This window comes from Mycobacterium sp., from assembly GCF_008709575.1.
Lineage (GTDB): Bacteria > Actinomycetota > Actinomycetes > Mycobacteriales > Mycobacteriaceae > Mycobacterium.
Genome location: NZ_VYIK01000012.1, coordinates 33,880 through 59,494 on the forward strand (window position 1 = coordinate 33,880; position 25,615 = coordinate 59,494).

At 66.8% G+C, this 25,615-nt stretch carries 25 protein-coding genes and 1 pseudogene; 15 read left to right on the forward strand and 11 right to left on the reverse strand.

What is annotated here, in order from left to right; all coding sequences use genetic code 11:
• Window positions 1-102 precede the first annotated feature (102 nt).
• The 4 genes from F6Q13_RS04315 to F6Q13_RS04330 all read left to right on the forward strand — a co-directional run bounded on the left by F6Q13_RS04315 (window position 103) and on the right by F6Q13_RS04330 (window position 5,044).
• Window positions 103-1,170, forward strand: a complete 1,068-nt coding sequence (locus tag F6Q13_RS04315; protein WP_293052750.1) for a S1C family serine protease — start codon at window positions 103-105, stop codon at window positions 1,168-1,170.
• Between the two features lie 95 nt (window positions 1,171-1,265).
• Complete coding sequence (gene treS / locus F6Q13_RS04320) at window positions 1,266-3,032, forward strand: maltose alpha-D-glucosyltransferase (RefSeq protein ID WP_293052752.1); 1,767 nt, start codon at window positions 1,266-1,268, stop codon at window positions 3,030-3,032.
• Window positions 3,029-4,342 carry a maltokinase gene (locus F6Q13_RS04325; protein ID WP_293052755.1) on the forward strand — a complete coding sequence of 438 codons (1,314 nt, stop codon included), beginning with the start codon at window positions 3,029-3,031 and terminating at the stop codon, window positions 4,340-4,342. Before treS ends, F6Q13_RS04325 begins: the two co-directional genes overlap by 4 nt.
• A gap of 33 nt (window positions 4,343-4,375) precedes the next feature.
• Window positions 4,376-5,044 carry a YoaK family protein gene (locus tag F6Q13_RS04330; RefSeq protein WP_293052829.1) on the forward strand — a complete coding sequence of 223 codons (669 nt, stop codon included), beginning with the start codon at window positions 4,376-4,378 and terminating at the stop codon, window positions 5,042-5,044.
• Window positions 5,045-5,120: 76 nt separating this feature from the next.
• Here the strand turns inward: F6Q13_RS04330 and ag85C are convergent, their stop codons facing one another.
• Complete coding sequence (gene ag85C / locus F6Q13_RS04335; protein ID WP_293052757.1) at window positions 5,121-6,113, reverse strand: diacylglycerol acyltransferase/mycolyltransferase Ag85C; 993 nt, start codon at window positions 6,111-6,113, stop codon at window positions 5,121-5,123.
• A 179-nt stretch (window positions 6,114-6,292) separates the two neighbouring features.
• Window positions 6,293-6,796 (reverse strand): metallophosphoesterase, encoded by a 504-nt coding sequence (locus tag F6Q13_RS04340; protein WP_293052760.1) that lies wholly within the window; start codon window positions 6,794-6,796, stop codon window positions 6,293-6,295.
• Window positions 6,797-6,870: 74 nt separating this feature from the next.
• Here F6Q13_RS04340 and F6Q13_RS04345 point away from each other — a divergent pair, with 74 nt between their 5' ends.
• Together F6Q13_RS04345 and F6Q13_RS04350 are read left to right on the forward strand one after the other, a co-directional pair.
• A complete protein-coding gene (locus F6Q13_RS04345) occupies window positions 6,871-7,326 on the forward strand; it encodes a MaoC family dehydratase (protein ID WP_293052763.1) in 456 nt (151 codons plus the stop codon).
• Between the two features lie 122 nt (window positions 7,327-7,448).
• The gene (locus F6Q13_RS04350; RefSeq protein ID WP_293052766.1) at window positions 7,449-7,940 is read left to right on the forward strand and encodes an MPT63 family protein; all 492 of its coding nucleotides are present in this window, start codon (window positions 7,449-7,451) and stop codon (window positions 7,938-7,940) included.
• A 16-nt stretch (window positions 7,941-7,956) separates the two neighbouring features.
• Here F6Q13_RS04350 and F6Q13_RS04355 read toward each other — a convergent pair whose 3' ends face one another.
• Window positions 7,957-9,246 carry an acyl-CoA dehydrogenase family protein gene (locus F6Q13_RS04355; protein ID WP_293052769.1) on the reverse strand — a complete coding sequence of 430 codons (1,290 nt, stop codon included), beginning with the start codon at window positions 9,244-9,246 and terminating at the stop codon, window positions 7,957-7,959.
• 75 nt (window positions 9,247-9,321) lie between these two features.
• Between F6Q13_RS04355 and F6Q13_RS04360 the strand changes: the two genes are divergently transcribed.
• On the forward strand, window positions 9,322-9,942 hold the full coding sequence (locus F6Q13_RS04360) for a GNAT family N-acetyltransferase (RefSeq protein WP_293052772.1): 621 nt from the start codon (window positions 9,322-9,324) through the stop codon (window positions 9,940-9,942).
• Here F6Q13_RS04360 and F6Q13_RS04365 read toward each other — a convergent pair.
• Both F6Q13_RS04365 and msrA read right to left on the reverse strand, forming a co-directional pair.
• Window positions 9,852-10,186: pseudogene (locus F6Q13_RS04365) on the reverse strand (hypothetical protein); the annotation flags it as partial. The gene F6Q13_RS04360 and the pseudogene F6Q13_RS04365 sit on opposite strands and share 91 nt — an antisense overlap.
• A 128-nt stretch (window positions 10,187-10,314) precedes the next feature.
• Entirely contained in the window at window positions 10,315-10,824 is a 510-nt protein-coding gene (gene msrA, locus F6Q13_RS04370; RefSeq protein ID WP_293052775.1) for a peptide-methionine (S)-S-oxide reductase MsrA, read from the reverse strand.
• A gap of 57 nt (window positions 10,825-10,881) precedes the next feature.
• On the opposite strand from msrA, the gene F6Q13_RS04375 reads away from it, so the two are divergent.
• From F6Q13_RS04375 to F6Q13_RS04385, 3 genes are read left to right on the forward strand one after another with little or no spacing between them, the layout of a single operon-like run.
• The gene (locus F6Q13_RS04375) at window positions 10,882-11,388 is read left to right on the forward strand and encodes a nuclear transport factor 2 family protein (RefSeq protein WP_293052778.1); all 507 of its coding nucleotides are present in this window, start codon (window positions 10,882-10,884) and stop codon (window positions 11,386-11,388) included.
• Window positions 11,385-12,404, forward strand: a complete 1,020-nt coding sequence (locus F6Q13_RS04380) for an NAD-dependent epimerase/dehydratase family protein (protein WP_293052781.1) — start codon at window positions 11,385-11,387, stop codon at window positions 12,402-12,404. Before F6Q13_RS04375 ends, F6Q13_RS04380 begins: the two co-directional genes overlap by 4 nt.
• 12 nt (window positions 12,405-12,416) lie before the next feature.
• Entirely contained in the window at window positions 12,417-12,797 is a 381-nt protein-coding gene (locus F6Q13_RS04385; protein WP_293052783.1) for a DUF427 domain-containing protein, read from the forward strand.
• Window positions 12,798-12,808: 11 nt separating this feature from the next.
• Here F6Q13_RS04385 and F6Q13_RS04390 read toward each other — a convergent pair whose 3' ends face one another.
• Window positions 12,809-13,159, reverse strand: coding sequence for a nuclear transport factor 2 family protein (locus F6Q13_RS04390; RefSeq protein ID WP_293052832.1), 351 nt, complete (start codon window positions 13,157-13,159; stop codon window positions 12,809-12,811).
• A gap of 74 nt (window positions 13,160-13,233) precedes the next feature.
• Window positions 13,234-14,628, reverse strand: a complete 1,395-nt coding sequence (locus tag F6Q13_RS04395; RefSeq protein ID WP_293052786.1) for a chloride channel protein — start codon at window positions 14,626-14,628, stop codon at window positions 13,234-13,236.
• Between the two features lie 171 nt (window positions 14,629-14,799).
• On the opposite strand from F6Q13_RS04395, the gene F6Q13_RS04400 reads away from it, so the two are divergent.
• From F6Q13_RS04400 to F6Q13_RS04420, 5 genes are all read left to right on the forward strand, one after another.
• Window positions 14,800-15,420 (forward strand): TetR/AcrR family transcriptional regulator, encoded by a 621-nt coding sequence (locus tag F6Q13_RS04400; protein WP_293052789.1) that lies wholly within the window; start codon window positions 14,800-14,802, stop codon window positions 15,418-15,420.
• A 56-nt stretch (window positions 15,421-15,476) separates the two neighbouring features.
• On the forward strand, window positions 15,477-16,427 hold the full coding sequence (locus F6Q13_RS04405) for a class I SAM-dependent methyltransferase (RefSeq protein ID WP_293052792.1): 951 nt from the start codon (window positions 15,477-15,479) through the stop codon (window positions 16,425-16,427).
• Window positions 16,424-17,365 (forward strand): class I SAM-dependent methyltransferase, encoded by a 942-nt coding sequence (locus F6Q13_RS04410; protein ID WP_293052795.1) that lies wholly within the window; start codon window positions 16,424-16,426, stop codon window positions 17,363-17,365. The genes F6Q13_RS04405 and F6Q13_RS04410 overlap by 4 nt, the downstream gene beginning before the upstream one ends.
• Before the next feature lie 83 nt (window positions 17,366-17,448).
• Window positions 17,449-18,870, forward strand: a complete 1,422-nt coding sequence (locus F6Q13_RS04415) for an aldehyde dehydrogenase family protein (protein WP_293052798.1) — start codon at window positions 17,449-17,451, stop codon at window positions 18,868-18,870.
• A gap of 54 nt (window positions 18,871-18,924) precedes the next feature.
• Window positions 18,925-19,785 (forward strand): SDR family oxidoreductase, encoded by an 861-nt coding sequence (locus tag F6Q13_RS04420; protein WP_293052800.1) that lies wholly within the window; start codon window positions 18,925-18,927, stop codon window positions 19,783-19,785.
• Window positions 19,786-19,799: 14 nt separating this feature from the next.
• Here F6Q13_RS04420 and F6Q13_RS04425 read toward each other — a convergent pair whose 3' ends face one another.
• From F6Q13_RS04425 to F6Q13_RS04440, 4 genes are all read right to left on the reverse strand, one after another.
• The gene (locus F6Q13_RS04425; RefSeq protein ID WP_293052803.1) at window positions 19,800-21,209 is read right to left on the reverse strand and encodes a PE-PPE domain-containing protein; all 1,410 of its coding nucleotides are present in this window, start codon (window positions 21,207-21,209) and stop codon (window positions 19,800-19,802) included.
• Window positions 21,210-21,258: 49 nt separating this feature from the next.
• Window positions 21,259-22,851: a PE-PPE domain-containing protein gene (locus tag F6Q13_RS04430; RefSeq protein ID WP_293052806.1), complete on the reverse strand. Its 1,593-nt coding sequence runs from the start codon at window positions 22,849-22,851 to the stop codon at window positions 21,259-21,261.
• Between the two features lie 137 nt (window positions 22,852-22,988).
• Window positions 22,989-24,476, reverse strand: coding sequence for a PE-PPE domain-containing protein (locus F6Q13_RS04435; protein ID WP_293052809.1), 1,488 nt, complete (start codon window positions 24,474-24,476; stop codon window positions 22,989-22,991).
• Window positions 24,477-24,558: 82 nt separating this feature from the next.
• The coding region (locus F6Q13_RS04440; RefSeq protein ID WP_293052812.1) for a PE-PPE domain-containing protein at window positions 24,559-25,615 on the reverse strand (1,057 nt) is incomplete at its 5' end.

The window sequence follows — 25,615 nt, forward strand, 5'->3', positions numbered from 1 at the left end:
GGTTATCTATCCTTGGTCCGTATTCGGTCCCTATTTTCGCGGCGGTCCCAGCCGAACGCGGTCTGAAGTGGACGAAACGAAGTTTCCGCAGGAGGTAACGGGATGAGCCGATCGCACCGCCGGACGCCGTGGTGGTTGTGGTTACTCAGTCTGGCTGGGACTGTCGGACTGGTTTTCGCCGCGGCGCCGGCCCAGGCGGTGCCATGGGCCCCGCCCCGGCCCCTGGAGCCCGCCCCCGATCCGTTGGCGACGGTTGCGCAGGTAGGACCGGAGATCGTCGACATCGACACGAAGATGGCCTACCAGAGCGCCGCGGGCGCCGGAACCGGGATCGTCATCGATCCCAACGGCGTGGTGCTGACCAACAACCACGTGATCGCCGGTGCGACGGAGATGAGCGCCCGGTCGATCGCCAACGGCCAGACCTACCCGGTCGAGGTGCTCGGCTACGACCGCAGCCAGGACGTCGCGGTGCTCCAACTCGGCGGGGCCGGTGGACTGCCGGCGGCCAACATCGGCGATTCGGCACTGGTGCGCATCGGCGAGCCGATCGTGGCGCTGGGCAACGCCGGCGGTGTCGGTGGGACACCGAGCGCGGTGTCCGGTAAGGTCGTCGCGCTGAACCAGACGGTGTCGGCGTCGGACGCCCTGACCGGCAGCACGGAGACGTTGGACAACCTGATCCAGGTCGATGCGGCCATCCGGCCCGGCGACTCCGGCGGGCCCACGGTCAACAGCAACAATCAGGTGATCGGCATGAACACCGCGGCATCGGCCAACTACAAACTCGGCCGCGGCGAGGGTTTCGCGATCCCGATCAACGAGGCCATGGCCATCGCCAACCAGATCCGCTCGGGCGCTGCCTCGCCGACGGTGCACATCGGCCCGACGGGTTTCCTGGGCCTCGGTGTCACCGATTCCCCGAACGGGCCCGGTGTGCTCGTCCAGCGAGTGGTTCCCGGAGCCCCGGCCGCCCAGGTGGGAATCACCCAGGGCGACCGAATCGTGTCGGTCGACAACAACCCGGTCAATTCGGCCACCGCGTTGACCAACCTGCTCGACCAGCACCATCCGGGCGACACGGTCGCGATCGGGGTGCGCAGCGGCGGTATAAGTTTGGGTGGCACGCGGGTCGAGAACGTGACCCTCGCGTCCGGGCCGCCCGGCTGACGTTGGTCCCGACCGAAACGCCTGTCGGTAAGCAAACGTAGCCTGGCGCAGACGATTCCACGCGCCAGGTATGGGGTACGCATAGCACTGTGGATGTGAGCCGAGTCGACAAAAGCGTCCAACACGATCCGACAGCGGGAAGCCGTGTCGAGGCGGGTGTCGTGGAACATCCGACCGCCGGCGATTTCCGGGAAGCGCGCGAGCTTCCCACCGACCCGACGTGGTTCAAGCACGCCGTGTTCTACGAGGTGCTCGTCCGGGCGTTCTACGACTCCAACGCCGACGGGATCGGCGATCTCCGCGGCCTGATGGAGCGGCTGGACTACCTGCAATGGCTGGGCGTGGATTGTCTGTGGCTGCCGCCTTTTTACGACTCTCCGCTGCGCGACGGCGGCTACGATATCCGCGACTTCCACAAGGTGCTGCCCGAGTTCGGCACCGTCGACGACTTCGTCGAGCTGCTCGATGCCGCCCACCGGCGGGGTATCCGCATCATCACCGATCTGGTGATGAACCACACCTCCGATTCGCATCCGTGGTTCCAGGAGTCGCGCCGCGACCCCGACGGTCCCTATGGGGACTTCTACGTCTGGAGCGACACCAGCGACAAATACGCCGACGCGCGGGTGATCTTCGTCGACACCGAGGAATCCAACTGGACGTTCGACCCCGTCCGCCGCCAGTTCTACTGGCACCGCTTCTTCTCCCATCAGCCCGACCTGAACTACGACAATCCGGCCGTGCAGGAGGCGATGCTCGACGTCATGCGGTTCTGGCTGGGTCTGGGCATCGACGGGTTCCGGCTGGACGCGGTGCCGTACCTCTTCGAGCGGGAGGGCACCAACTGCGAGAACCTGCCCGAGACCCACGCCTTCCTCAAGCGCTGCCGCAAAGTGGTTGACGACGAATTCCCCGGCCGCATGCTGCTCGCCGAGGCCAACCAGTGGCCCAGCGATGTCGTCGAGTACTTCGGCGACCCCGCCACCGGCGGCGACGAGTGTCATATGGCGTTTCACTTCCCGCTGATGCCCCGAATATTCATGGCGGTTCGCCGGGAATCCCGCTTCCCGATCTCGGAGATCTTGGCGCAGACGCCGCCCATCCCGGAGATGGCCCAGTGGGGCATTTTCCTGCGCAACCACGATGAACTCACCCTGGAAATGGTCACCGACGAGGAACGTGACTACATGTACTCCGAGTACGCCAAGGATCCGCAGATGAAAGCCAATGTCGGTATTCGCCGCCGGCTGGCCTCGCTGCTGGAGAAGGACCGTGACCAGATGGAGTTGTTCACCGCACTGCTGCTGTCACTGCCCGGCTCGCCGGTGATTTACTACGGTGACGAGATCGGTATGGGTGATGTGATCTGGCTGGGTGACCGCGACGCGGTCCGCACTCCCATGCAGTGGACACCAGACCGCAACGCGGGCTTCTCCACCGCCAATCCCGGCCGGCTCTACCTGCCGCCGATCCAGGATCCGGTCTACGGCTATCAGTCCGTCAATGTGGAGGCCCAGCGGGACAGGTCGACCTCGTTGCTCAACTGGACGCGCACCATGCTGGCGGTTCGGCGTCGCCACCCGGCGTTTGCCATCGGCACATTCCGCGAACTCGGCGGGTCGAATCCGTCGGTGCTGGCCTTCGTCCGGGAATCCCAGGGAGACGTCGTGCTCTGCGTCAACAATATGTCGCGCTTTCCGCAACCGATCGAACTGAACCTTCAGCAATGGAGCACCTATACCCCGGTCGAACTGACGGGACGGGTGGAATTCCCGCCGATTACCCAAAAGCCGTATCTGCTGACGCTGCCAGGACACGGGTTCTACTGGTTCGAGCTGACCGAGTCACAGGAGACACCATGAGTTTGCCGCTTGCGCAATGGCTTGCCCAACAACGCTGGTATGCAGGGCGCGGCCGGCAGCTGTCCTCCGCGGAGCCGGCCGTGGTGGTAGCACTGAGCGACGACATCGACCTCGAGTTGGTCGACGTCGCCTACGCCGACGGTTCTCCGGAGCGTTACCAGGTGATCGTGAGCTGGGATTCCGGGCCCATTGCCGACTACACCGCCGCCGCCACCATCGGCACCGACAATGACCGCACCGCCTATGACGGGCTGTATGACCCGGACGCGGCTAGGTTCTTGCTGGGGTTGATCGACTCCGCGGCCCGGCGCGACAACGTGTCTTTCGTCAAGGAGCCGGATGCCGTGCTGCCGGTGGACGCCACACCGCGGGTGTCGCAGGCCGAGCAGAGCAACACCAGCGTGATCTTCGACGAAGACGCGATCTTGAAGGTGTTTCGCAGGGTCAGCAGCGGAATCAACCCCGATATCGAACTGAATCGGGTGTTGGCCCGTGCCGGCAATCCGCACGTGGCCCGGCTGCTGGGCTCCTACGAAGCCGCGTTGAACGGTGAGCCCGTCGCCCTGGGCATGGTGAGCGCTTACGCCGGCAACGCGGCAGAAGGGTGGGCGATGGCCACCGCCAGCGTGCGGGACTTGTTAGCCGAGGGTGACCTGTATGCCTACGAGGTCGGCGGCGACTTCGCTGCAGAGTCCTACCGGCTCGGCGAGGCGGTGGCCTCCGTGCACACCACGCTGGCGGACAAACTCGGCACGGCGCAGGCCACCTTCCCGGTGGACACCGTGCTGGCGAGGCTGTCGGCGACCGCGGCGGCGGTGCCCGAACTCGGGCAGTACGCCGCGACGATCGAGAAGCAATTCCGGGAACTCGCCGGCCAAGCGATCACGGTGCAACGCGTGCATGGCGATCTGCATCTGGGGCAGGTGTTGCGTACGCCGGAAACCTGGCTGCTGATCGACTTCGAGGGCGAGCCGGGTCAGCCGCTGCACGAGCGGCGCGCACCGGACTCCCCCCTGCGCGACGTCGCCGGGGTCCTAAGGTCCTACGAGTACGCCGCGTATAGTCCGTTGCTCGACGAGGCCGACGACAAGCAGCTGGCGGCCCGCTCACGCGAATGGGTGGAACGCAATCGCAGCGCGTTTTGCGACGGCTATGCGGCCGCTTCCGGGGTCGACCCGCGGGATTGGGCCCCGCTGCTGGCAGCCTACGAGCTGGACAAGGCGGTCTACGAAACCGGATACGAGTCTCGGCACCGGCCCGGCTGGCTGCCGATTCCGCTGCGCGCGGTCGCTCGTATGTCGGTACTATGACCGCGTGACGACCACGTGAACCGGCTCGGCGCGATGTTCGACAGCGAGGCCAGATTGTCGTGGGTCCTGGCGGCGTTGGCCGGTCTGCTGGGAGCGACCGCCTACACCCACTCCGCCGGATACTTCGTGACGTTGATGACCGGCAACGCCCAACTCGCAGCACTGGGCTATTTCACCGATCAACGCTGGCTGGCGGTGTCGGCGGTGGTGCTGATCCTTGCGTTTGTCGGCGGAGTGGTGACCGCGTCGTTGTGCCGGCGCTACCTGTGGCCCACCCGACCGCACGGCGCGACCGTGCTCACCACGTTGGCGCTGGTGTTGGCCACGGTGCTGGACCTCACCGTCGGCGGCGGACCGGCGGTTCCGCTGCCGTTTTTGCCGATCGTGTTGGTCACCTTCGGGGTGGGCGCGTTGAACACCACCTTCGTCTCCGGCGGCGAGGTGTCGATCCCGTTGAGCTATGTCACCGGAACGCTGGTGAAGATGGGTCAAGGCATCGAACGCCATCTCACCGGCGGAACACTGCAAGACTGGCTCGGCTATTTTCTGTTGTTCGCCGGATTCGTGGTCGGCGTCGTCGCCGGCGGGTTGATCAGCGTGGTCACCGGCGGTACCCAGATGCTGGCGGCGGCCAGTGTGGTGTGCGCACTGACCACCGGATACACCTTTTTCTACGCCGATCGCCGCGGACTGTGGGATTAGCCCGGATTCGACGGGCGGATGCGTGCGTGTGAAAAGAATCGGCAGCAGCGCCGCGCTGCGCTGCTGCCGATTCGGGTCAGGCCGCGTTCGGTACGCCGTTGAGCACCCGCTGGATGTCCGGCTTCATGGCCACCAACTGTTGGTTCCAGTAGCCCCAGTCGTGGGTGCCGTTGGGCGGGAAGTTGAACACCGCATTGGTACCGCCGGCCGCCAGGTAGTTGCTGCGGAACGCTTCGTTGGTGCGCAGCGTGAAACTTTCCAGGAACTTGGCCGGCATGCTGTCGCCACCCAGTTCGCTGGGTGTTCCGTTGCCGCAGTAGATCCAGAGCCGGGTGTTGTTGGCGACCAGCCGCGGAATCTGCAGCATGGGGTCGTTACGCCTCCACGCCGGGTCGCTCGACGGGCCCCACATGCTGTTGGCGTTGTAGCCGCCCGCGTCGTTCATCGCCAGGCCGATCAGGGTCGGCCACCAACCTTCCGACGGGTTCAAAAAACCTGACAGCGACGCCGCGTAAGGGAACTGCTGCGGGTAGTAGGCGGCCAGGATCAGCGCGGACCCACCCGACATCGACAGGCCCACCGCGGCATTACCGGTCGGTGAGATGCCTTTGTTGGCCTGCAGCCACGGTGGTAGCTCCTTGGTCAGGAACGTCTCCCACTTGTAGGTGTAGTTTTGGCCGTTGCCCAGCGACGGCTGGTACCAGTCGGTGTAGAAACTGGACTGACCGCCCACCGGCATCACCACCGACAGTCCCGACTGGTAATACTCCTCGAACGCAGGGGTGTTGATATCCCAGCCGTTGTAGTCGTCCTGGGCGCGCAAGCCGTCGAGCAAGTACACCGCGTGCGGTCCGCCGCCCTGGAATTGCACCTTGATGTCGCGGCCCATCGACGGCGACGGTACCTGCAAATACTCAACCGGCAGACCCGGTTTGGAGAACGCCTGTGCGGTTGCCGTGCCGCCGACGGTGCCGATCAGGCCGGGCAGCAGGGCGGCTCCCAGGGCAGCGATCGTCAGCCGACCCGCCAATCGTGTTGCCGCGTCTCGTAACTTGTCAACGAATGTCATGGCTCCTATCCACCCAACTCCCTGTGCCGCATGATGCGGTCGAACGACTCTTTGTCGCAGTCAAACACGGCGGGGCGGCTGACCCCGGCTGTCACCACGGGGTGTGACGTCGCGGTTGGCTAACGATTACACCTCGGAGCGGACTCGACGATCCGTCGAGCCGCACACGGTGAAACCGATCATGGTCTGCGGGCACCCAACCGGTGGAGCACGACGCTGGTCAACGCCTGGCCGGCGATGGTCGCGGTCATGTAGGTGCCGGTGGGCTGTCTGCGCCGATCGGTCGGCGAACCCGGGTTCAGCAGTCTCAGGCCGGTAGGTGTCGTGGTGTCCCACGGGATATGGCTGTGCCCGAACACCAGCACGTCACTGTCGGGGTAGCGCCGCGACATCCGTGCTTCCCGACCGGCGGCAGCGCCGGTGTCGTGGACGACGGTGAAATGCAGGCCGCCCAGCATCACGTCGGCACGTTCCGGCAAGCGCGATCGCAGCACGGGCCCGTCGTTGTTTCCGTAGCACCCGACCAGCCGTGCAGCTTTGGCGCTCAGCTCATCGAGCAATTCCGGTGCTACCCAATCACCGGCGTGCAGGACGACGTCGGCGTTGCCGACTTCATCCCAGACCGGAGCCGGCAGCTCGCGCGCACGCAGCGGAACGTGGGTGTCGGCAAGCAGCAGCCTCATCCGCTCATTGTGCCCGGCCCGTGGTATACAGCCTGGGCACGATGCTTACCAGCCGAAACGGAGGAGAAGACGCAGTGCGTATCTTCGAGTCAGCCGCCGACCTCGCGGCCGCCGCGGGTCACGACATCGGGCACAGCGATTGGGTGACCATTACGCAGCCAGACGTCGATCGGTTCGCCGACGCGACGGGCGATCACCAGTGGATCCATGTCGATGCCGACAAGGCGGCCGCCGGCCCGTTCGGTACCACGATCGCGCACGGCTTCATGACGCTGGCACTGCTGCCCCGGCTATGGCACGACATCTACACGGTCAGCGGCATCAAACTGGCCGTCAACTACGGCTTGAACAGGGTCCGCTTCCCGGCGCCGGTGCCGGTCGGATCCAGGATCCGGGCTCATAGCTCATTGGTCGGTGTCGACGACCTCGGTGACGGCGCCGTGCAGGCGACCCTGTCGACCACCGTGGAGATCGAAGGATCCGCCAAACCCGCGTGCGTCGCCGAAAGCATCGTGCGTTACCTCTGGTGACGCCGCGCAAACGCGGTCCGGGCCCCTCAACATGCCCGCCGGAATAAAACAACGGCCTTGATCATTGATTCATCCACTATTGGTTTGCGACGACTGTCGCCTAACGAATAGGGAGCGCATCAATGAAGATCCTCACGAGGACCATGACTGCAGTGGCGGCGGTGCTCACGACGGGGCTCATGACCATAATCGCCGCCGCCGGCGCACCGCGGGCAGCAGCTGCATACCCCATTGTCGGCAAACTCGGCGACACGCTCACGATGACCGACACCGTCGGACAGGTTGTCCTCAGTTGGAAGGTCAGCAACCTCCGGCCCAGCACCGACGAGATGCCGGGCTACACCCCGGCCGGACAGATCTGGGAAGCCACCGCCACCGTCGACGCCATTCGGGGTAGCGTCACCCCGGCCATTTCGCAGTTCAACGCCGTGGCTCCCAACCAAGCCGCCTACCGGGTGCTGTGGTTCGTCGCCAGCCCCACCAACATCAGCGGGGCCACCATTCCCGAGGGCGCACAGTCGACCGGCAAGATCCACTTCGACGTCACCGGCCCATCGCCGAACACCGTGACGATGAACAACGGGATGGAAGACCTGATGATTTGGGGGCCGTAAATCGACTGCGGTGACCTCAGAATTCGGCAACCGCGTGCTCGAGGCGTTCAGCCAGGCGGGCCCGCGCCTCGGCGCGCCGAGTCGGCAGATGCTGGGACGGGAAAAGTGTTGACACGGGCTGGTATTCACGCAAAGTACGGCGGGCGACGGTCATCTTGTGCAGTTCGGTGGCGCCGTCGGCGATACCCAGCGACTCGGCGGCGACCATCATCTTCACGAACGGCATCTCGTTGGACACGCCCAGCGCGCCGTGCAGGTGCATAGCGCGTTGCACCACATCGTGCAGCACTTGCGGCATCGCGACTTTCACCGCGGCGATGTCACGGCGCACCTTCTGGTAATCGTGGTGCTTGTCGATCAACCATGCGGTGCGCAACACCAGCAGCCGGAACTGCTCGATCTGGATCCAGCTGTCGGCGATCTTCTCCTGGGTCATCTGCAAATCGGCCAGCCGGCCGAACCGGGTCTGCCGCGACACGGCCCGCTCGCACATCATGTCGAACGCGCGCCGGGCCAGCGCGATCGTGCGCATCGCATGATGGATGCGGCCGCCGCCGAGCCGGGTCTGGGCGATCGCGAACGCCTGCCCTTCGCCGCCGAGCAGATGGTCGGCGGGCACTCGTACATCGGTATAGCGGACGTAGCCATGGGTGGCGTGGGCATCGGCGCCGACCCCGACGTTGCGGACGATCTCGATGCCCGGTGTCTCGGCCGGAACGATGAACAGCGACATCTTTTCGCGGGTTCGGGCCTCGGGATTGGTGACAGCCATGACGATGAAGAAGCTGGCGTGTCGAGCATTGCTGGAAAACCACTTCTCGCCGTTGATCACCCAGCACTGGCCGTCACGCTCGGCGCGGGTGACGAACAGACCCGGATCCGAACCGCCCTGCGGCTCGGTCATCGAATAGCAGGAACTGATCTCGCCGTCGAGCAACGGCTGCAGATAGCGTGTCTTCTGCTCGTCGGTGCCGAACAGCGCGATGATCTCGGCGTTGCCTGAGTCGGGTGCCTGGCAGCCGAACACCGACGGCGCCCAGCGGGAGCGGCCGAGAATTTCGTTGAGCAGTGCGAGCTTGACCTGGCCGTAGCCTTGGCCGCCGAGCTCGGGGGTCAGGTGCGCGGCCCACAGCCCCTGCTCTTTGACCTTGTGCTGCAAGGGCCGCAAGAGCGCCATCGTGTCGGGGTTCTTCTTGTCGTACGGATCGAGTTCGACCAGATCCAGCGGCTCGAGCTCATCGATCATGAATTCTTCGACCCAGTCCAGCTTGCGCTGGTACTGCGGGTCTGTTTCAAAGTCCCACATGGTTGAAATCCCCTGAAGTCGGCGACTCCTCAGACGCTACAACCAATGCAGCCGACCGGGTTAACGTTGGCGGATATGACAAGGCGGATTCCAATGATCCGGGCGCGCCCGGCACGCAGAACCGACATCAGGGCGCTGTCACGGATCCTGGGCCGGGCGTTCCATGACGACCCGGTGATGATGTGGATGCTGCCCGACGATACTTCGCGTGCAGCGGCATTGCCGAGGCTGTTCGCGGCCCTGACCCGGCACCATCATCTGGCCGGCGGTGGCGTGGAACTGGCGTGTGACGGGACCGTTGTCGGCGGGGCGGCGTTGTGGGATCCACCGAACCGGTGGCGGCAATCCAGACGCGCGCAACTGGCGATGCTGCCGGCACTGATCCGCACTTTCGGCGTGCGCTCTGCCGCGGCACGGGCGGCCGTCAGATCGATAGAACGCCACCACCCCGCGGAACCGCACTGGTATCTCGCCGTGCTCGGCAGCGACCCGTCGGTGCGCGGCAAAGGTTTCGGACACGCCCTGCTGCGCTCCCGGCTCAGCCGCTGCGATGCCGAGCATGCCCCGGCCTATCTGGAGTCGAGCAAGGCCGACAACGTGCCCTACTACGAACGTTTCGGCTTCACCGTCACCGGAGAGATCACCCTGCCCAACGGCGGGCCGACGCTGTGGCCGATGTGGCGGGTGCCGCGGTAGCCTCCACGAATCCGGTCACGAAGGCCGTCTTCGACGGCCAGCGCCGTCAACTCCCGAAGACCGCCGACCAAGATCACCGCGACAGGCCGGCATCGCGGAAGCCTGGGCTGCCGCTGAGGTCGATCAACAGGGCGCTCGAGGCGCTCAACCCGTGGCGTTGAACGGGGCGCGCTGCGGCACCCAGCGACGGGAGTTCGCGGATCCAGCTCAACGTGATCGCCGGTCGGGCCGCTATGTGACCGACTCGGTGTTGTTGTTCGGCCGGGATGTGTGGTCGCGGTGTTCGCCCGGCCGGGTCCGCGAGATTGCCGTGAGGGTCGTGGTCTGGAGAAAATCACAGCCATAGGCGCAATCTCGCGCCCATTCCGGCTCCTAGTCGACGCCGGCGCGGCGCGGCAGCTTCCAGTCCGGCCGGGCGAAATGGCAGGTGTAGCCCGTGGGATAGCGCTGCAGATAGTCCTGGTGCTCCGGCTCGGCCTCCCAGAAGTCCCCGGCGGGGCTGACCTCGGTGACCACCTTGCCCGGCCAGAGGCCGGACGCGTCGACGTCGGCGATGGTCTCCTCCGCGATGCGCTTCTGCTCGTCGTCGAGGTAGAAGATCGCCGACCGATAACTGGTGCCGATGTCGTTGCCCTGCCGGTTCTTCGTGGTGGGGTCGTGGATCTGGAAAAAGAACTCCAACAGCGTGCGATAGTCCGTGCGCTGCGGGTCGTAGATGATTTCGACGGCCTCGGCGTGCGTGCCGTGATTGCGGTAGGTGGCGTTGGGGATGTCGCCGCCGGTGTAGCCGACCCGCGTCGAAATTACGCCCGGCTGCTTGCGAAACAGTTCCTGCACGCCCCAAAAGCAGCCACCCGCCAAGATCGCCCTGTTGCTGGTCATGATTCGAGGATACGAACTGCTCGACAAAACCCGGTAGAACGTGTTCTAGTTTGACCTGTGAGGACCGGCACCTTCACCCGCGCCGAACTCGAGGCGGCCTTCGTGAGATTCGAGCAGACGGTCGCCCGGGCCGCCGCCACCAGAGACTGGGACGCCTGGGTCGAGCAGTACACGCCCGACGTCGACTACATCGAGCACGCGGCCGGCACGATGAAGGGCCGCGACGCCGTGCGCCGCTGGATCCGCACGACGATGACGACGTTCCCCGGCAGCCACATGACCGCGTTTCCGTCGTTGTGGTCGGTGATCGACGAACCCACCGCGCGGATCATCTGCGAGCTGGACAACATGATGACCGATCCCGGCGACGGCACCGTCATCAGCGCCACCAACATCTCGATCATCACCTATGCCGGCGACGGGCGGTGGTGCCGTCAAGAAGACATCTACAACCCGCTGCGTTTCGCGCGGGCGGCGATGACGTGGTGCAAAAAAGCACAAGCCCTCGGAACGCTCGACGACGACGCCGCCCGGTGGATGCGCCGGCACGGAGAACAGCCATGAGCACCCGACCCAAGCTGGTCATCGGCGCCAACGGTTTCCTGGGCTCCCATGTCACCCGCCAGCTGGTCGCCGGCGGGGCCGCGGTGCGGGCGATGGTGCGCCCGCATGCCGATACCCGCAGCATCGACGACGTGACGCTCACCCGCTTTTACGGCGACGTGTTCGACACCGCCACGCTGCGTGCGGCCATGGACGGTTGCGACGACGTCTACTACTGCGTGGTCGACACCCGCGCCTGGCTGCGCGATCCGTCGCCGCTGTTTCGCACCAACGTCGACGGTCTGCGCAATGTCCTGGACGTGGCCTGCGAAGAAGCAATAGCCGCCCACTTGCACCGCTTCGTCTTCACCAGCACCTACGCGACGGTGGGCCGTCGCCGCGGCCAGGTGGCCACCGAAGACGACCACGTCGTGCGTCGCCGACTCACCCCCTACGTGAAATCGCGGGTGCAGGCCGAGGATCTGGTGCTGCGCTATGCCGCGCAGGCCGGCCTGCCCGCCGTCGCGATGTGCGTCTCCACGACATACGGCAGCGGTGACTGGGGCCGCACCCCGCACGGGGCGTTCATCGCCGGCGCGGTCTTCGGCAAGCTGCCGTTCCTGATGGACGGCATCGAACTGGAAGTCGTCGGTGTCGACGACGCGGCCCGGGCGCTGATCCTGGCCGCCCAACACGGGCGCAACGGCGAACGGTATCTGATCTCCGAGCGGATGATGCCGTTGAAAGAGGTCGTGCGTATCGCGGCCGACGAGGCCGGGGTGCCGCCGCCGCGCCGCTCGATTCCGGTGCCGGTGCTCTACGCGTTGGGGGCGCTGGGTAGTCTGCGGGCCCGACTCAGCGGCACGGACGCTCAACTCAGTCTCGCCTCGGTGCGGATGATGCGATCCGAAGCCGCGCTCGACCACAGCAAGGCGGTGCGCGAGCTCGGCTGGCAGCCGCGCCCGGTCGAAGAATCCATCCGCGAGGCGGCCCGATTCTGGATGCAGCAGCGCCGTGATCGACGCGTGCTTTCGTGAGACGATGTCGCCATGACCGAGCGGCCTGTCCTGGAGCCCGGCGCCGAGCATCCGATCACGATCACGCCGACCCGCGGCCGGGTGCAGGTCCGCGTCCGTGGCCAGCTCGTCGCGGACACCTCTCGCGCACTCAGCCTGAAAGAGTCCACTTTGCCGGTGGTGCAGTACATTCCGATGGCCGATGTGGTGCACGAGGTGCTGACGCGCACCGCGACCAGCAGCTACTGCCCGTATAAGGGCGAAGCCGGCTATTACAGCGTCACGACCGCGGCCGGGGACACCGTCGAGGACGTGATCTGGTGCTACGAGCAGCCCTATCCCGCGGTCGCCGCGATCGCCGGCCATGTCGCGTTTTATCCTGACAAAGCCGACATCAGCGTCGAGAGCGGTTAGCCGGTCCGGAATCAGAGCGTGTCGAACAGCTGGGCCGCCAGACGCGCATCGCTGTACTCACGCAGACCGGTGATCAGCCCGTCATGGGTCTCGAAGATGAACACGTAGGGACTGTCGAAGCGGCGCCCGTCGGCGGTGGTGCCGTGGCCCTGAGCCTCCACCACGACGGCCTCGCCGTCATTGAGGCACCGGATGAGCTCGAAGCGGACTGGGCCGGGACGCCCGCGCTGCCGGATCCCCCGGCGCAGCTGCGCCGTGTCGACCGCGGTGGCATTGACGCTATTCCAGTAGGTGAAGTCGTCGCTCAGCAGCGCGAAGCATTCGTCCAGGTCACTCGAATCGCCGAGACACTGCAAAAACATCCACGCCAATTCGGCCTGCGGGTCGTCGAACGGAGTGGTCACACCGTCATCCTGTCGCTTCGCGCGATGGGCGGTCAATCGTGCGCGCGTGCTGCTTCGGCGGCTTCGCGGTTGAGGCGCTGGGCCCGGTAGATCGACACCGTGGTGCGAGACATCAGCAACGCCGCGATCCCCACCGCGATGATCGCTCCCGGCACCACCGAGAAGGATCCGGTCATCTCCGCGACCATGATCATGATGGCCAGCGGTGCGTGGGCGACGCTGCCGAAGCACGCCATCATTCCCACCACCACGAAGATCCCCGGGGTGTCCGGCACTCCGGGCAGCTGCGCCAGCTCGCCGACGCGCCAGAGAGCCGCTCCCACGAAGGCCCCGATCACCATCCCGGGTCCGAAGATGCCGCCGGATCCGCCGGTGCCGATCGACAGCGCCGTGGCGATGATCTTGGCGATCGGGAGCAGCACGACGATCCACAACGGAATCGCCGAGAGTGTCGCGGTGTCGGCGGCCAGTTGTATCCAGCCGTAACCACTGCTGAGGATCTGCGGGATCGGCAAGGCCACCAACCCCACCAGCAGGCCGCCCAGGGTGGGCTTGAGGACCGCGCCGGCGGGCAGCCGCAGCCGCTCGGTCACCGCGACCGTCCCGTAGAAGATGCGAGCGTAGAGCCAGCCGACTCCCGCCGCCGCGACCCCGAGGACGACGAACCACACCAGCGGCCAGGCCTGCTCGAAGCGGTACTCGGCATCGATGTAGCCGAACATCGGGGCGAAGCCCAGGAAGGAGCCGAACACCGCGTATGCCGTGGCCGAGGTGACGAAACCCGGGTACAGCGTTCGGTATTCGAAATCTTCGCGGTAGACGATCGACGCGGCCAGCACCGCCCCGCCCAGCGGTGCGCCGAAAATGGCTCCGATGCCGGCGCCGATGCCCAGGGCCACAACGACCCGGGCGTCGTCGTCGGTGAGGTTCAGCCGACGGGCCAGCAGCGAGCCGAAACCGGCCGAGATCTGGGCGGTGGGGCCTTCGCGGCCACCGGATCCGCCTGAGCCGATGGTCAACGCGCTGGCCACGATCTTCACCAGCACCACGCGGGCCCGGATCGAGCGCGGGTCGGTGTGGACGGCCTCGATAGCGTCGTCGGTGCCGTGGCCTTTGGCTTCCGGCGCGAACCTGGCCACGATGGCCGCCGACACCAACGCACCCGCCGTCGTCACCAACGGAATAGCCCACGGCCGGACGTAGCCGGGGGATCCGGGGTTGCCGCCCTCGCTGCGCGGGGTGGGGACGTGGTAGCCGGCCAGCCGGCCGAGCAGAACGTCGGTGGTGTAGGTCAGGGCCAGATAGAAGACGACTGCCCCGAGGCCGGCGATGACGCCAACGATGCCGCCCAGGACGAGCCACTTGCGCAGATACCCGGCATCCCGGACGGATTTGCCCGGCCGGACGTCGGCAGCCGAATCTGGCATGTGCGGCAGGCTATCAAACACCGCGCCGCTCGATAGCCCGTCGACTGTGCGGATTCGTACGCGACACGCCGTCGGGAGCGGATGAAAACGCACAATCAACTGCCTCGTGACGGCAACCCGGGCTCCGCTGATCCGATCGGTCGGCAGTGTGAGGTGTGGCACAATTTAGCCGTGCCGCACCCCGCGAGCCGGGGACCCGGTCGCCCTCCCGCAGCCAAGGCGGCCGACACCCGCAAGCGCATCACGCTTGCGGCCCGGGAGGTGTTCAGCGAACGAGGCTACGACGCCACCACTTTTCAGGAGATCGCGCTGCGCGCCGACCTGACCCGGCCCGCGATCAATCACTATTTTCCGAGTAAGCGGGCGCTGTTTCGGGAAGTCGTGAGACAAACGACCGAACTGATCGTCAACACCGGTATCGCGCGGGCGCAGCACGAAACGACACTGGGTGGCCGGGTGTCGGCACTGCTGGCTGCCGCGATCGACACCGATGGCGAAAATAGCTCAGCGACAAGATTTTTGGTTACCTCCGTGTTGGAAATCCAACGGCATCGCGAACTTGACTACGACGATGCCATCGGCCCTATCCGCACCTTCTTGGCCGGGTCCGTCGCCGCGGCGGTCGAGCGGGGCGAACTTTCCGCCGACACCGATGCCGCGTCGTTGACGGAGTTGCTGCTGGCCGTGTTGTACGGGGTGGTCTTCTACGCCGGATTTGCGGACAACGCGCACACGATGGCCGCCATCGCCACCCAACTGCGACGGCTATTGGCCGGCATCCTGGTGCGGTGAGATAGCGCACACCAGCATATAGTTTACCTAACTTATTCGGTATCATCGCTGGCGTTATGACTGATCTCGACGAGGTGCGCTCGATCCGGACCGACGGCGACAGCTGGGACATCGTCAGCAGCGTCGGCTCCACCGCGATGATGGTGGCCGCCGCCCGCGCGGTCGAGACCGCATCGGCCGACCCGCTGATCCGTGACCAGTTCGCCGACGTGCTGGTGTCAGCGGCCGGGCCGGCCTGGACGCGGCTGGCCAGCCCCGACCTGGAGTGGATCGGCGACGACGAGCAGCTGCGGCGAGCCCACCGCGTGGCCTGTGACTACCAGGCGGTGCGGACCCATTTCTTCGACGAGTACTTCGACCGCGCCGCGCAGGCCGGCGTCCGTCAGGTGGTCATCCTTGCCGCGGGTCTGGATTCGCGCGCGTATCGGCTGGATTGGCCGTCCGGCACCACGGTCTACGAGATCGACCAGCCCGAGGTGTTGCGCTACAAGGCGGATACGCTGGAATCGGCGGGCGCGGCTCCCGCCGCGACACGGCGTCCGATAGCCTGTGACCTGCGCGACGACTGGCCGGCCGCACTGACCGCCGCGGGATACGACCCCAGCCAACCCGTCGCCTGGCTGGCCGAGGGTCTGCTGCCGTACCTGCCGGCCGATGCGCAGAATCGGCTGTTCGAAAGGGCTGCGGCGCTCAGCGTCCTCGGCAGCTGGATCGGCGTCGAGGAATTCCACGTCGACCCGGCCAACGAGGCGCGGCGCCGGGCGGTCCGGCGGGCCCGGCGGGCACGGCTGCAGCGGCTGGGTCTGGACATCGACGTCGAGGCACTGACCTTCGGCGACACCGGCCGCGCCGACCCCGCGCAGTGGCTGACCGAACACGGCTGGCAGGTCCACGCGGTGGCCAATGCCGACGAAATGGCCCGACTCGGCCGGCCCATCCCGCAGGACCTGGTCGCCGAGGCGATCACCAGCACCTTGATCCGGGCGCGGCTCGGGGACACACCGTGAGCACCGCGCGCACCGATGACGACACCTGGGACATCGCCACCAGCGTCGGCTCCACCGCGGTGATGGTGGCTGCCGCCCGCGCGATCGAAACCGACGGCCCCGACCCGCTGATCCGCGACCCCTACGCGGGGATCCTGGTCCGCAACGCCGGGGTCGGCGTGTGGGAGAGCGTGCTCGACGCGTCGATGGTGGCCAAAGTCGAAGCGCTCGACCCCGAGATCGCCGCGGTCTTTGCGCACATGCGCAGCTACCAGGCGGTGCGCACGCACTTCTTCGACGCCTTTTTCGCCGCCGCGATGGATGCCGGCGTCCGGCAGGTGGTGATCGTGGCATCGGGGCTGGATTCCCGGGCCTACCGGCTGGACTGGCCGGCCGGCACCACCGTGTACGAGATCGACCAGCCCAAGGTGATCGCCTACAAAACCGCGACCCTGGCCGCCCACGGCGTGGCCCCGTCGGCCGAGCGTCGCGAGGTGCCGATCGACCTGCGCCGCGACTGGCCGGGTGCGCTGTGCGGTGCCGGCTTCGACCCGGCGGTCCCGACGGCCTGGCTGGCCGAGGGTCTGCTGATGTACCTGCCGGCCGACGCGCAGGATCGGCTGTTCGAGCAGATCACCGCGCTCAGCGCGCCCGGCAGCCGCCTCGCGGTGGAAACCGCGGCCCGTCGTGCCGACGAGCGGCGCCAGGAGATGCGTGAACGGTTCCAGAAGGTGGCCGACCAACTCGGTCTGGAGCCGACGGTGGACGTGAGCGACCTGATCTATCACGACGACGACCGCGCGGACGTCGCCGACTGGCTCGATCGGCACGGCTGGCGGGCGAGCGCGCACCACTCGGGCGACGAGATGCGCCGGCTTCACCGCTGGGTGCCCGACGCGCCGATGGCCGACGACAAGGACGCTCTCGCCCAATTCGTCACGGCCGAAAAAATCGCCTGAGCCCCCGGGGATCACCCCGGCCACCTGTTGCCCAACCGGGTGGTTGGTTACGATAAGGTTTCCGCCGGCCAGGAAGGGGACCGATGACCACCGACGCCGCAGCAAACACCGCATCCGCCGGGGTCGGCTCGCCCGCGGGACCGGACATCCCCAAGACGGTCGCGCAGCTGCGGAAAACCTTCGCCAGCGGAAAGACTCGCAGCCTGCAGTGGCGGCGCACCCAATTGCGCGCGCTCGAGAAGATGATGACCGACAACGAGGCCGAGATCGCCGCCGCGCTGCACGCGGATCTGTGCCGCAAGCCGTTCGAGGCCTGGCTGGCCGACACCGCGGCGACTGCCGCCGAGGCGCGCTACGCCGCCAAGCACGTCAAGAAATGGATGCGCCGCGCGTATCGGCTGCTCGAGCTGGCGCAACTGCCCGGCCGCGGCTGGGTGGAATACGAGCCCTACGGCACGGTGCTGATCATCGGCGCCTGGAACTACCCGTTCTATTTGACGCTCGGCCCGGCGGTCGGGGCGATCGCCGCCGGAAACGCCGTGGTGCTCAAGCCTTCCGAGATCGCCCCCGCGTCGTCGGCGCTGATGGCCGAGCTGGCGGCGAAGTACCTCGACACCGACGCGGTGGCGGTGATCGAGGGCGACGGCGCGGTGAGCCAGGAACTGATCGCGCAGGGCTTCGACCGGGTGATGTTCACCGGCGGCACCGAGATCGGCCGCAAGGTCTACGAAGGCGCGGCGCCGCATCTGACCCCGGTCACGCTGGAGCTGGGCGGCAAAAGCCCGGTGATCGTGGCCGCCGACGCCGATGTCGAGGTGGCCGCCAAACGGATCGCCTGGATCAAACTGCTCAACGCAGGTCAGACGTGCGTCGCACCCGACTACGTGCTGGCCGACGTCACGATCCGCGACGCGCTGGTCGACAAGATCGGAGCGGCGATCACCAGGTTCGGCGCCGACGACCCGGGCGGGCTGCGCATCGTCAACAAGCGCCAGTTCGATCGGCTGGCGGGATATCTGAGCGACACCAAGGGCACGATCGCGCTGGGCGGCACGTGCGACGCCGCCGGGCTGCGGATCGAGCCGACCGTCGTCGTCGATCCCGATCCCGGCGACGCGCTGATGACCAACGAGATCTTCGGGCCGATCTTGCCGGTGATCACGGTCCGATCCCTCGACGAGGCAATACAATTCGTCAACTCTCGGCCCAAACCGCTGTCGGCGTACCTGTTCACCGGCAGTAAAACCGTGCGGGAGCGGGTGATCAGGGAAGTGCCTGCCGGCGGCATGGTGGTCAACCATCTCGCTTTCCAGGTGACCACCGCCAAGCTGCCGTTCGGCGGTGTCGGCTCCTCGGGCATCGGCGCCTACCACGGCCGGTGGGGTTTCGAGGAATTCAGTCACCGCAAGTCGGTGCTCACCAAACCGACCCGACCCGATCTCTCGGCCCTGCTGTATCCCCCGTATACAGACAAGGCGTGGAAGTTGGCCCGCCGGCTGTTCTAGACCGGCGAACCGACGGCAATCGAGCCCAGACAGGACAGCCAGAAAGGGATAGCTATGCCCGGAGTGCAGGATCGCGTCATCGTCGTCACCGGTGCCGGCGGGGGATTGGGGCGCGAGTACGCCCTGACCCTGGCCCGCGAGGGCGCCAGTGTCGTGGTCAACGACCTCGGTGGGGCGCGCGACGGTACCGGGGCGGGATCGGCGATGGCCGACGAGGTGGTCGTGGAGATCAAGAACGCGGGCGGTCGCGCGGTCGCCAACTACGACAGCGTCGCCACCCCGGAAGGCGGCGCCAACATCGTCAAGACGGCGCTCGAGGAGTTCGGCGCGGTGCACGGGGTGGTCAGCAACGCCGGGATCCTGCGCGACGGCACCTTCCACAAGATGCCGTTCGAGAATTGGGACGCCGTGCTCAAGGTTCACCTCTACGGCGGGTACAACGTCCTTCGCGCCGCCTGGCCGCACTTCCGCGAACAGAGCTACGGGCGGGTCGTGGTGGCGACCTCCACCAGCGGGTTGTTCGGCAACTTCGGGCAGTCCAACTACGGGGCGGCCAAGATGGGGCTGGTGGGGTTGATCAACACGCTGGCCCTGGAGGGCGCCAAGTACAACATCCACGCCAATGCGCTGGCGCCGATCGCCGCCACCCGCATGACCCAGGACATCTTGCCGCCCGAGGTGTTCGCCAAGCTCACCCCCGAGTACGTCGCCCCGGTGGTGGCCTACCTGTGCAGCGAGGAGTCGACCGATTCCGGGTCGATCTTCATCGCCGGCGGCGGCAAGGTGCAGCGCACCGCGTTGTTCCAGAACGAGGGCGTCACGTTCGAAAAACCGCCGTCGGTCGAGGATGTCGCCGCCCAGTGGCCCACGATCACCGACCTGTCCGGCGCGCAGCTGGCGAAGTTCTCGCTGTAACGGCGCGGCGAGCGTCAGGGCACCAGGCTGGCGAACTCGCTGATGCCGATCGCGCCGGCCTCCACCAGCGGCAGGAGGCCGAACCCGAGGGCGAACGGGCCGAGCGCCACGTCGGCGGCGAGGGGATCACCGACCGCGGCCAGCAGGTTGCCGGCGGCCAGCTCGTCGACGAAGAGGCTCGCGTCGTACTGGGGCAGCGTGGTGGCCAGGGCAAGGGCGGCATCTGCCAACGGAAGTCCGGTCGCGATGTCGGTGGAGACCGTTCCGGTGAGCGCGTCGACGATGTTGGCGGCCGTGACCGGGACGTCGCCGTGGGCGAATGTGCTGATCGCGTTGATCAGATCCAGCAGGTTCGACGGCGGATCGAGCGGGTTGGTGATCAGGGTCGGGGTCAGACCGAAGGTGTAGGCCGCAGTCAACAGCGGCTGCAGCGAGGAGAAATCGAAACCGAACGACGGCGAGCGCAGGGCTTCGACGAAGTCGGTGATTCCTTGCTGTGTCCCGGTGACCAGTGCGGTGAACAGCTGCGAGGGGTTGATGTCGGTGGGAAACAACCCGAACGGGGTGGGTGCATCCGGCGGATTCTGGGTGTCCCAACCCTGGGTCAGGCTGCCGTAGCCGAGGTTGACCAGGATGGCGGTGTCGGGTTCGAGCAGGTCATAGAGGGGCTGCCCGATGACGGGGAGCACCTGCAGCGGCTCCAGCAGCGGCAGGCCGCTGGCCGGAATCAGGTAGTAGGTGGTCTCAGCGTAGGTTCCCAGATCGATGACGTTGCTGAGCTGCGACGGGTCCAGGTAGGTGGCGTGCTCGTAGGCGATGCCAAGAACAGCGTTGAGGTCGGACACGACGTCGAGCGGGTAGCGCGGGAAGTCGGCGAAGCCGTCGTATTCGTGGGTGAAGATGTCGGTGGGGTACAGATCGCTGGGTGTCGCGCCGCTGAACGTGGCCCCGAAGCTGGGGATGCTCAAGCCGGCGAAGCGTTCCAGGAGCCCGCCGTCGGGGTTGTTGGGGTCGCCGACCAGCACGAAGCTCACGTCCGACGGGCTCACACCCGCGGCGTGCAGCTGCGACATCTCCAGTGAGGCGATGGTGGAGCTCTGCGAGTAGCCGAACACCTCGACGTGGTTGCCGGCGGCGATCTGCTGGCTGATCGCGTTGTTTAGGGTGGCTTCTCCCTGGGTGACCGACGAGTCGAACGGCAACGTGTTGACGCCGGTGACCGGGTAGAGCCCTTCGGGCGTGGTCAAGGGTAGGACGGTGGAAGCGGGCAGGTGCAGGAACAGGTCGTCGGCGGCGTCGATGTAGGTTGTCGGCGGGACCGGGAAACCGCTGGGCCCCAGCACCAGCGCGGTGTCGTCGCCGAACGCGAACGCCGCGCGCAGTATCGACGTCAGGCCCAGCAAAGCGCCACCGGCACTTGCCACCAGACCGCGACCCAGCCGATGCCTCCTGGTGCACGCCATGGCGAGCCGGTTACGGGATCAGGCTGCCCAGATCGCCGATGATCTCGCCGGCCGCGCTGGCGACGACCGAGTATTCGAAACCGCCGGCCAGAGTCAGCAGTGCGGTGTTGGCCGCGAAGGGCAGCCCGACTGCGTCCAGCAGGTTGCCTTCGGCCAGGTTTTGGGTGAACAGGGTGATGTCGTAGGCGGGCAGCGCGGTCACGACCGCGTTGAGGATGTCGGCTGTGGGCAGCAGGATGCCGTAGGCGGTCGACGCCGCGTTGGACAGCGTCAGGATGGCGTTGCTCAGCAGCTCGGCCGGGTCGGACAGGGCCGTCATCGCCGTGGTGACGTCGGTCGACAGGGTCGACATCAGCGCGGCGGGATCGGGCAGCGCAGCCAGGGACACCGGGTCGGGTCCGGTGCCGGTGAAATCGCCGACGAAGTTCGCCACGCCCAGTTCGGTGTTGGTGAGCAGGTCACGCAGGAAATCCAGCGGGTTGATGTCGGGGAACAGCCCGAACGGGGTTTGCACGTTGGCGGGGCCGGTGGAGAAGCCGTCGAGCGGGCCGGTGCCCAGGTTGCCGTAGCCGAGGTTGACGATCAGCTTCAGGTCGGGTTGCAGCAGGTCGGCCAGCGGCTGGCCGATGACCGGCAGGTCGCGGATCGGGTCCAGCAGCGGCAGGTTGGAGACCGGAATCGCGTAGTAGGTGGTGTCGGTTTCTCCGGCCACCGGCAGGGTCAGCGCGGTGCTGATCTCCTCGGGGGTGGGGCCGACCCCGGTCACCGGCTCGGTCAGATAGTGGCCGTGGATGAATTCGATCCCCAGGAACGCGTTGAGGTCTGCCAGGAAGTTCAGCGGGTAGCGCGGGAAGTCGGCGAAGCCGTCGTACTCCTGGGTGTAGATGACGGTGGTGAAGTCGTCGGCCGGGGTGGAGTTGCCGAACACCGTGCCCAGACTGGGGACGATCGCCCCGGGGAAGCGGGCGAGCAGCCCGCCGTTGGGGGCGCTGGGGTCCCCGATCAGCAGGAAGTTCACCGGCTCGGCGGCGTCGTTGGCGCCGGCGGGGTCGAGCAGCTGCATCTCGTAGCTGGCGATGGTGGCGCTTTGGGAGTAGCCGAACACCGTGCTGGTGTCGCCGGCGGCCTCGTTGGCTTGGATGCCGGAGGTCAGGATCGCGACACCCTGGCCCACCGACGAGCTGGTGGAGGGGAATCCGGCCGGGAACTGCACGGGTTCACCGGTACTGGGGTCCACGGTCCCGACCTCTGTGGGGGCGGTGTAGGTCGGGTAGTTGAGCAGCAGGGTGTGGACGCCGGTGAGTGGGTAGAGCCCCTCGGGGGTGAACAAGCCGTTGGCCAACGTCCCGGGTGTGGTGACGTCGGGGTAGTTGGGGACGATCTCGCCGTCGACGACCGGGCCGTTCTTGAGGTAGAGGTCCTGAGCCAACTCGACATAGCCGTCGCCCGGGATGGGCAGGCCGCTGCCGCCGATGATCAGCCCGATGTCCTCCGCGTCCCCGTAGGCGAACGGTGCGTGCATCGCCGAGGTCAGCGTCAAGACACTGGCCCCGGCACCGGCCACCAGCCCCAGACCGACCCAACGGCGCTTACCCTCGGACATGGCGACCTCCCCGGTTCCGGCGCAGACAATGCGGTTACGTACAGACGACGGTTTCAGGTATTTTCTACCTCGCCGGGCACCCCGGCGTCTAGGAAACCCTCAGATTTTTCTTCTATAAGACTTAGCTGCAATGCGCCTTACGGGAGGATGCCGGACAGGTCGCCGATCACCGTGGTGACCTGGTCGATCACGGAGAAGATCTCGAATCCGGCGGCCAGTTGGATCAGGTAGGTGTCCGACGCGATGGGCTGGCCGATGGCCTCCAGCAGGTTGCCGTCTTGTAGTCCCTGGGCGAACAGGTCCAGGTCGTAGGTGGGCAAGGTGACCAGCACGGCGGTAATCACGTCGGCGGTCGGCAGCAGGGTGGCATAGGCCGAGGACACCGCGCCGGTCAGCGCGTTGACCACGGTGGTGAACTCGTCGGCGATGCCGCTGAGCGACAGCGCGTCCATCGACGCAGACGCGCTGGAGAGCCCCGAGGTCACCTCGCCCAGCATGCTCGACAGGGCCGCCGAGGGGTCCGACAAAAACGCCGTCGCGCTGGAGCTGAACGCGGTGGCCTCCGAGTCCACCGCACCCACGAAGTCGCTGATGCCCTGCTGGGTGCCGGCCACCAGGGCGGCGGGCACCTTCTCCAGGTCGGCGAGGCTGGGGAACAGCCCGAACGGAGTGGGCACATTGGCCGGGCCCTGCGACCAGCCGTAGTCGGGGTTGCCGTAGCCCAGGTTGACCAGCACCTCCAGGTCGGGTTGCAACAGGTCGGCCAGCGGGTTGCCGACGACCGGCAGCGCGCGCAGCGGGTCCAGCAGCGGCAGATCCGCGGTGGGCAGAATGTAGTAGTCGGTCATCGACGGGCCCTCGGTCGGCCACGGGATCGCCGCCGCCAGCTGCTCGGGGGTGACGACCTGCGAGTAGGTGGGGTGCACGTACAAGATGCCCAGGATCGAATTCAGGTCGCACAGCGCGTTGATCGGGTACTGGCAGACGTCGGCGAACCCGTCGTATTCCAGCGTGTAAATCGTGGTCGGGTACAGATCCGACGGTGTCGCGCCGTTGAAGGTGATCCCCAGGCTGGGCAGATACAGGCCGTCCGCGCGTTCGAACAAACCGCCGTTGGGCAGGTTCGGGTCACCGGTCAACACGAAGGACACCTTGTCATCGGGCACGTTTTGGGCCGCCAGATCGGTCATGGTCATGCCGGCGATCGTCGAACTCTGGGACTGGCCCTTCATGACCACGTCGAAGCCGTCGCCGACCTGCTGGGTGATCATGTTGGTCAAAATCTGGGTGCCCTGCGCCTCCGAGGTGTCCAGCGGCAGACTCTTGACCCCGGTGTAGAGCGCGTAGTTCCCGGCGGGATAGAACACCGGTTCCGGGGTGTAATTCTCGAACTGCGGGAGGGTCTTGACGAACACGTCGAACACATGCTCCACGTACTCCTCGGACGGAATCGGCGTCCCGCTGCCGGCCATGATGTCGGCGATGCCGGGTGTGCCCTCGGCGTCGGTGAGCTGCACCGCGTGCGCCTGCACCCGGGGCTTGGGCGCCAGCGGCGGCGCGGCGACGAGCGCGGCGCCCAGGACGGTGACGCAGGCGGCGAGGTACAGGCGCGATGCTCGGCGCATAAATCCGCTCCTCTAGCAATAAGCGGGTGAGTAGGTGCTGAGATTTCCCTGAGCCTGCCCGTAGGATAACAGGCTCTCAGTGCTACGGGATCAGGGGGCTGAAATCCCCGACGACCGCGGTGAGCGCCTCGTCGACGAGCTCGAGTTCGATGCTGGCCACCAGGGTGAGCAGGCCGGTGTCGGCGGCCAGGGGCAGGCCGACGGCGTCGAGGGGGTTAGCGAGGTGGGCCCCAAACAGGCTCACGTCGTAGGCGGGCAGGCTGATGACCGCGGCATCGACGATGTCGGTTGTCTGCAACCCCAATGCGGCCAGCGAGGCGCCGGCGCTGGAGAACGCCTGGGCGAGGTCGCTCAGCGTTGCGGCCGGATCACTGACGTCGGACGAGACCGCCGCTAAAAGACCGGTCATGCTCGGCAGCGAGAAGTCGGCAGGGTCGGCCGCGAACGCGGCGAGGCCCTGCTGCGCCCCGGCGGCCAGCTCGCCGAGCACCGTGGCCGCGCTGACGTCGGGGAACAACCCGAACTCGGTGGGCACATTGGCCGGAATCGAATAACCCAGGTTGCCCGGGCCGTAGCCCAGGTTGATCAGCACCGTCAGATCCGGTCCCAGCAGCGCCGCCAGGGGTTTGCCGACCACCGGGAAATCGGCCAGCAGCGTCACCAGCGGCGGGGTCTGGGGAATCAGGTAGTAGTTGGTGAGGCTGCCCGGCGTACCCAGCAGCGCCGAGCCCGGCAACAAAATCGCGGTGGCGATCTGCTCGGGCGTGGGGCCGGGTTCGGGCGGGACCAGGCCCTCGTTGAGATAGCTGCTGTGCAGGGTGATCGTGCCCAGCACGGCGTTGAGGTCGGCCAGAAAGTCGATGGGGTAGCGCGGGAAGTCGGGGTAGCCGTCGTATTCGAGGGTGTAGATGTCGGTGGGGAAGTCGTCGGCCGGGGTGGCGCCGTCGAAGGAGATCCCCAGGCTCGGCGCGGTGAACCCGTCGAAGCGTTCCAGCAGCCCGCCGTTGGGCGCGCTGGGGTCGCCGATCAGCACGAACTGCAGGCCGGCGTCGGGCTGCGGGGTGCCGGACGGGTCGAGCTGCGCCATGACCAGGCCGGCGATCGTGGAGCTTTGCGACCAGCCGAACACGGTGGAGGCG

Coding starts and splice junctions, on each gene's coding strand:
- F6Q13_RS04325 (WP_293052755.1), top strand. CDS start 3,029: ATGAGTTTGCCGCTTGCGCAATGGCTTGCCCAACAACGCTGGTATGCA.
- F6Q13_RS04435 (WP_293052809.1), bottom strand. CDS start 24,476: ATGCGCCGAGCATCGCGCCTGTACCTCGCCGCCTGCGTCACCGTCCTG.
- F6Q13_RS04340 (WP_293052760.1), bottom strand. CDS start 6,796: ATGAGGCTGCTGCTTGCCGACACCCACGTTCCGCTGCGTGCGCGCGAG.
- F6Q13_RS04315 (WP_293052750.1), top strand. CDS start 103: ATGAGCCGATCGCACCGCCGGACGCCGTGGTGGTTGTGGTTACTCAGT.
- F6Q13_RS04360 (WP_293052772.1), top strand. CDS start 9,322: ATGACAAGGCGGATTCCAATGATCCGGGCGCGCCCGGCACGCAGAACC.
- ag85C (WP_293052757.1), bottom strand. CDS start 6,113: ATGACATTCGTTGACAAGTTACGAGACGCGGCAACACGATTGGCGGGT.
- F6Q13_RS04330 (WP_293052829.1), top strand. CDS start 4,376: ATGTTCGACAGCGAGGCCAGATTGTCGTGGGTCCTGGCGGCGTTGGCC.
- F6Q13_RS04420 (WP_293052800.1), top strand. CDS start 18,925: ATGCCCGGAGTGCAGGATCGCGTCATCGTCGTCACCGGTGCCGGCGGG.
- F6Q13_RS04415 (WP_293052798.1), top strand. CDS start 17,449: ATGACCACCGACGCCGCAGCAAACACCGCATCCGCCGGGGTCGGCTCG.
- F6Q13_RS04355 (WP_293052769.1), bottom strand. CDS start 9,246: ATGTGGGACTTTGAAACAGACCCGCAGTACCAGCGCAAGCTGGACTGG.
- F6Q13_RS04405 (WP_293052792.1), top strand. CDS start 15,477: ATGACTGATCTCGACGAGGTGCGCTCGATCCGGACCGACGGCGACAGC.
- F6Q13_RS04380 (WP_293052781.1), top strand. CDS start 11,385: ATGAGCACCCGACCCAAGCTGGTCATCGGCGCCAACGGTTTCCTGGGC.
- msrA (WP_293052775.1), bottom strand. CDS start 10,824: ATGACCAGCAACAGGGCGATCTTGGCGGGTGGCTGCTTTTGGGGCGTG.
- F6Q13_RS04430 (WP_293052806.1), bottom strand. CDS start 22,851: ATGTCCGAGGGTAAGCGCCGTTGGGTCGGTCTGGGGCTGGTGGCCGGT.
- F6Q13_RS04390 (WP_293052832.1), bottom strand. CDS start 13,159: ATGTTTTTGCAGTGTCTCGGCGATTCGAGTGACCTGGACGAATGCTTC.
- F6Q13_RS04395 (WP_293052786.1), bottom strand. CDS start 14,628: ATGCCAGATTCGGCTGCCGACGTCCGGCCGGGCAAATCCGTCCGGGAT.
- F6Q13_RS04385 (WP_293052783.1), top strand. CDS start 12,417: ATGACCGAGCGGCCTGTCCTGGAGCCCGGCGCCGAGCATCCGATCACG.
- F6Q13_RS04350 (WP_293052766.1), top strand. CDS start 7,449: ATGAAGATCCTCACGAGGACCATGACTGCAGTGGCGGCGGTGCTCACG.